Source organism: Rubripirellula tenax (assembly GCF_007860125.1).
GTDB lineage: Bacteria > Planctomycetota > Planctomycetia > Pirellulales > Pirellulaceae > Rubripirellula > Rubripirellula tenax.
Genome location: NZ_SJPW01000038.1, coordinates 1 through 1,610, shown reverse-complemented (window position 1 = coordinate 1,610; position 1,610 = coordinate 1). Strand labels below are relative to the sequence as shown.

General features: G+C 58.0%; 1 protein-coding gene. It reads left to right on the top strand.

Going from position 1 to position 1,610, the window contains the following annotated elements; genetic code table 11:
* Positions 1 to 112: 112 nt before the first annotated feature.
* Complete coding sequence (locus Poly51_RS30210; RefSeq protein WP_146462677.1) at positions 113 to 1,573, top strand: hypothetical protein; 1,461 nt, start codon at positions 113 to 115, stop codon at positions 1,571 to 1,573.
* Positions 1,574 to 1,610 lie beyond the last annotated feature (37 nt).

The following is a 1,610-nucleotide window of genomic DNA, read 5'->3' as shown; positions in this document are numbered from 1 at the left end:
GGGTGCGATCCGCGTAGTGCGCCTTTGATCGGACCGGATTGATATTCATGAAAAGAGGCTTCCTCCTGCAAAATGTTGGTTACCACACTAACACCGCAGGAAAGGAAGCCTCATGGATGTCAAAGGTAACGTCGGTCGTCTCACACGGGCAATCGCAGATTCCGAAATTCAATCGTTGCTTGACCAAGCAACCGGAACGTTTCGCCAGCAAGCTGCCGAACTGATCGAGCAGTTTGCCGGCGACCCGCCAACAGCTCAGAAGACCAATGATCTGGAGAATAACTTGTATGAACAACTTCGCCAGCTCGGTTGCCGGCTGATCCAAGCCATCTTTTCGCTTCTGCAGCCAGAGCCCCAGGACACGCCGGGGACCGTGTCGTTTCGTGGCAAATCCCATCGCCGAATCCGAGGCACGACGATTCGCAGGGACATCCTCACGCGGTTCGGTAAAATCTCGCTCATCCGGGCCCGTTATCGACGCGGCCGTCGCGGTCGCACCATTTTTCCGTTGGAGATCCTGCTGGGCATCGAAGACGGATGCACGCCGGCGGCCGCCAGTCGGGTCGGCCAGCAGTTCGCCGCTTGTGGGAGTTCGCAGGGACGCACCCTCGAAATGATTGCCGATCAGATGGGAACCAATATTGGAACCGAGAAACTCCGCCGAATCGTCGCCACGCTGGCCGGTGACATGCAGCCGCATGGCCAGCAAGCACGCGTGGACAAGTTGATGGAGCTGATCGAAAAAGCTCGCAAGGATGGAAAGAAGCCGGTGTTGTCGGTCAGTCGCGATGGCGTGGCACTGGGGTTGGCTCCGTGGAGTTTCTTCGAGATGGCCAGTGTCGCATGCGTCAGCGTGATCGCCGGTGGCAAGAAGCTGGGCACGGTCTACTTGGGGCGAGTGCCAGAAACCAACCAAGTGACGCTTTCCAGCGAGCTGACCGATCTTCTGGAGGCGACGATCCGTCGCTGCGGTGATCACATTCCCGAGATCGTGTACGTCAGCGATGCGGGCAAGGTGGAGACGGCTTACTGGCGAAACACGCTGAGCAAGTTTTTCGTCGATGGCCGGCGGATCAAGATCACCCGCGTGGTGGATTACTATCACGCCGCCGAACGCTTGACGACGATTGCCGACGCGTTGAAATTTGGCAAGGACAAGGCGAAGCGGAAAAAGTGGCTTGAGCATGCCCGGTGGTTGCTGCTGCAGCCGGGTGGTCACGGACGGATGCTCCGCAGCATCGCGGCGATGCGAAAGCTTTATGGCTACAAGCGGTCGGGCTGCGACGATGCAGAGAAAGCGGAGCGGTATCTTCGTCGCTATCATCGGTTCATGGATTACGCGGGGATGAAGTCACGTGGCTATCCGATCGGCAGCGGCGTAGTGGAGTCGGCCTGCAAACAGATCGTGAGCGAACGGATGAAACTGTCAGGGATGCGTTGGAAGAAGGAGGGTGGTCAACATGCGATGACGCTGCGATGCCTACTGCTCAGCGGAGTCTGGGAGGCCGTTTATGAGAAATGGCTACTATCAAAACCGGCTGTCGACGACCTTATCAATCTGGAAACCGCGTGATGTGCGATTCGATCAGCGCATCAGGCGGATCGCACCC

Coding starts and splice junctions, on each gene's coding strand:
- Poly51_RS30210 (WP_146462677.1), top strand. CDS start 113: ATGGATGTCAAAGGTAACGTCGGTCGTCTCACACGGGCAATCGCAGAT.